General features: G+C 66.4%; 3 protein-coding genes. 2 read left to right on the top strand and 1 reads right to left on the bottom strand.

Going from position 1 to position 3661, the window contains the following annotated elements:
• Positions 1-923: 5'-3' exonuclease H3TH domain-containing protein (locus AAGI46_16320; GenBank protein ID MEM1013772.1), on the bottom strand; the 923-nt coding region annotated here is incomplete at its 3' end.
• 193 nt (positions 924-1116) lie between these two features.
• Between AAGI46_16320 and AAGI46_16315 the strand changes: the two genes are divergently transcribed.
• Entirely contained in the window at positions 1117-2562 is a 1446-nt protein-coding gene (locus AAGI46_16315; GenBank protein MEM1013771.1) for a FlgT C-terminal domain-containing protein, read from the top strand.
• 227 nt (positions 2563-2789) lie between these two features.
• Positions 2790-3661, top strand: an 872-nt coding sequence (xseA, locus tag AAGI46_16310) for an exodeoxyribonuclease VII large subunit (GenBank protein ID MEM1013770.1), incomplete at its 3' end; no start/stop codon positions are given.

Genomic DNA, 3661 nt, shown 5'->3' with positions numbered 1-3661 from the left:
GGGGCGTACTTCGCCGACGGCTTGTCGGGCACGTCGGCATCAGCTTTGAGCGAGCCGTTCCCACCAAGCCGACCGAGCAGGCTGCGGAAGCCGAGCTCGTCGAGATGGTCGCGAAGGGCGGGCGTGTCAAGACCCGTGAAGTCGCACGCGGCCGGGTCGAAGTCGCCCAAATCGACGTCGTCCTTCAGCGTGACCAGCTGCTTGCTGACAGCGAGCTTCTCCAGCCCATGATTTCGGACGTTCTCGCTCTGCTTCGGCGTGAGCTTGTCGGCGTTCTCGACGACGGCCTCAGCGGAGCCGTATTTGTTGATGAGCTTCGCCGCGGTCTTTTCGCCGATGCCGGGGACGCCCGGCACGTTGTCGACGTTGTCGCCCATCAGCGCCTGCACGTCGACGGCCTGCTCGGGCTTGTAGCCGACCTTGGCGACCAGCGCGTCGGCGTCGAAGTCCTCGTTCTTCTGCGGGTCGTGCATGACCACGCCGTCGCCCAGAAGCTGGCGAAGGTCTTTGTCCTTGGAGACGAGGTAGAAGTCGTAGAGGCCCGCGTAGCGCCGAACGATGGTGGCGATCAGATCGTCCGCCTCGAAGCCGGGCTTGGTGATCATCGGGATACCCGCGTCCTTGACGAGCTGCAGGATGCGCTCTTCCTGCGGCTTGAAGTCGTCCGGCGGCGACTCGCGGTTCGCCTTGTAGTTGGGGTCGATCTCCTTGCGGAAAACGGTCTCGTCGCCCGAGTCGGTGACCATCAGCAAGTAATCCGGCCGCCGTTGCTCCGCGAGCTGGAGGAGCATCTGGGTGAAGACGTAGGTGGCCTTGGTCGGCTCGCCGGTGGGGCTGGTGAGATCGCGGAAGGGGGCGAAGTAGGCGCGGTAGATGTGGGCGTGGCCGTCGATCAGGTAGAAGCTCTTGCGTTTGCCGGCCATGGGGCCACGTTAGATCGTCCGGTAAGAGTGTCGGCGGCACTGCGGAGGCCGGGCCGGGTTTACCTGGACGCACCGGCTCGTTAAGCTCCTGATGGCCGCTGGGCGTCTGTCTCGGCGGTTCCCGCCTGTCGCGGCCGTCCGGCTTGCGACGTCGCTTCCGCGTTGCTTCACCGCCGCCTTCTGGAGGTCCGCTATGGCTGTCAATCAAGGCTCGAAGGGTGCTCTGATCACCTGGACTGTCGTTTCCACCGTCTTCGGCATCACGTTCATCGTGCTGGCGGGCATCGCGTTCGCCGCCAAGACCGACGCCGAGCAGCGCGTCGAAACGCTCCAGGATCGCCTCAACGAGGTGGCGACCGAGAGCGACATCAACTCCGAGGCTGTGACGCAGCTCCGGGCAGAGCGCACGGCCGCCAATTCGAATCAGGTCTACCTGCGGTTTGCGATCACGCAGGGTCAGGAACTGGCCCAGCTCGCGACCGGCAACGACGCCGTTCCCGCGGCCAAGGACGCTGCGACGTCGATCATCGACCAGACGGCTTCGGTCCTCCAGGCCGTCCGTGACGAGGACGGTGCCGTCCAGCTGGCAACGCTGAGCGACGCCACGCAGGAGGCCATCGCGGAGATTCGCCGGCTCAATTCGCAGCTGGAAGCGTCCGAGTCGCGTCTGGCCCAGCAGCAGAGCGCTGCCGAACAGGCGGCGTCGACCTTCGAGCAGCAGATCGCCCAGCTTCGCCAGGAAGTGCGTGAGACGCAGGAGCAGCGTAACGAAGCCATCGCCGCGACTGAGGCCGCTCAGCAGGGCTTCGAAGAGATGACTGCCGACATCACCGCGGCGACCGAACGTCTGGCTCAGGAGCTCGGCGAGGAGAACATCACGCTGACCACGCTCGTCGACGACGTCACGTCGCGTGCGGACCAGCTCAACCGTGACCTGCAGCAGACCACGCGGGCGCTGCTCAACCGCATCGGCGGGGACGCGATGATCACCAAGGCCGACGGCCGCGTCATCCGCAGCCCCAGCGAGAACCGCCTCATCATCGACCTGGGTCGACGTGACGGCGTGACCAAGGGCATGACCTTCAGCGTCTACGGCGAGGAGACCGGCATCCCGCAGCTTTCGGGCAACATCGACGATCCGGCCAACGTCTCGCTGCCGCTGGGCAAGGCGAGCATCGTGCTGGTCAACGTCGGTGCCAACTCCAGCGAAGCCCGAATCGTCGCGCAGCAGCCCGGCACGACGATCCAAGAGCAGGACCTCATCGCCAACCTCGCGTTCGATCGCGACAGCCCGCGTCGCTTCTACATCTACGGCGAGTACGACTTCAACGGCGACGGCATCTTCACCGAACGTGAGGGCGAGCAGATCGCCAGCCTCGTCTCCGAGTTCGGCGGCCAGATCGTCAGCGCGGTGACCGTCGACACCGACATCGTCGTCCTCGGCCGAGAGCCGGTTGTGCCGGACTTCACCGACGAAGAGCTGCAGAACCCGGTGAACGTCAACATTGTCCTCGAAGCCCAACGCGACCTCCGCGAGTACAACCGCGTTGCCCGCGAGGCCCAGCAGCTCAACAAGACGATCCTCAACCAGAACCAGCTCCTGGCGCTGATCGGCTACTACGAGACCGCCCTCCGGTAACAACGGAGCACTTCAGACTGCGGCTCGACAACGACGCTTCTGCAACGGAGCGTCGTTTTGCTTGGTTGGCGCACTCACTGCGCGACGGAACACTCCCGACACGAAGGTCAGTGAGCCGCCCGCGTGAGCGGGCGCGAGCGGGCCGCTAACCGACGCGCCCGCTGCCGCGGGCGGCTCAATCGGATCAGAGTGCGGCTTGCTCACTGGGGTCCGCTCTAACCTCTCCCGTGTCCGACGACGCACCCACCGTTTGGGATGTCCGAGCCAACTTGACGGCACCGCGTCGCCCGTCCGCGCCGAAAGCCAAGCCTGCAGGCAGCGACGACGAGCCTTGGAGCGTGTCCCAGTTCGCGGACGAGGCCGACCGCGTACTCAAGGCGGGCTTCGCGGACGATCTCCGCCTTCGCGGCGAGGTGGGCGAATGGACCGTCTCGACCGCCGGTCACGGCTACATGACGCTCAAAGACGCCAAGGCCCGCGTCCAGACCGTCATCTACCAGAGCAAGCTGTCACGCAACCGATTCCGACCCGAAGTCGGCGACGAGGTGATCGTCCGCGGCCGGGTCAACTTCTACGGGCGAGGCGGGCAGCTCTCGATCATCTGCGACCGCATCGATCCGGCTGGCGAGGGTGCGATCGAGGCGGCGATCCGTCGGCTTCGCGAGAAGCTCGCAAACGAAGGGCTCTTCGACGCCTCGCGCAAGCTGGCCGTGCCGAGGTTTCCGTCGCGCGTCGTCCTCGTGACGAGCCCGCAGGCCGACGCGCTGCAGGACGCGCTCAAGGTGCTTCGGCCGTTCCCGTCGGTTCGCCTTGCGCTCTACCCGGTCACCGTTCAGGGCGACGCCGCAGCCTCATCGGTGGCTGATGCGATCGCACACCTCGACGCCACCCGCGGCGGCACCGGCCGCATCGACGCCATCCTGCTCATTCGCGGCGGCGGGTCACGCGAGGACCTGCGGGCCTTCGATGACGAGGCCGTCGTCCGGGCGATCGCGGCGTGTCGGATTCCGGTCGTCACCGGCATCGGCCACGACACCGACGTCAGCCTCAGCGACGGCGTGGCCGACGTGCACGCCCACACCCCGACGCAGGCGGCGCG

This window comes from Planctomycetota bacterium (genome assembly GCA_038746835.1).
Taxonomy (GTDB): domain Bacteria; phylum Planctomycetota; class Phycisphaerae; order Tepidisphaerales; family Tepidisphaeraceae; genus JBCDKH01.
This window is presented reverse-complemented; position numbering and strand designations above follow the sequence as displayed.

Excerpts from the sequence above, each read along its gene's own strand:
- AAGI46_16315 (MEM1013771.1), top strand. The coding sequence starts at position 1,117 with ATGGCTGTCAATCAAGGCTCGAAGGGTGCTCTGATCACCTGGACTGTC.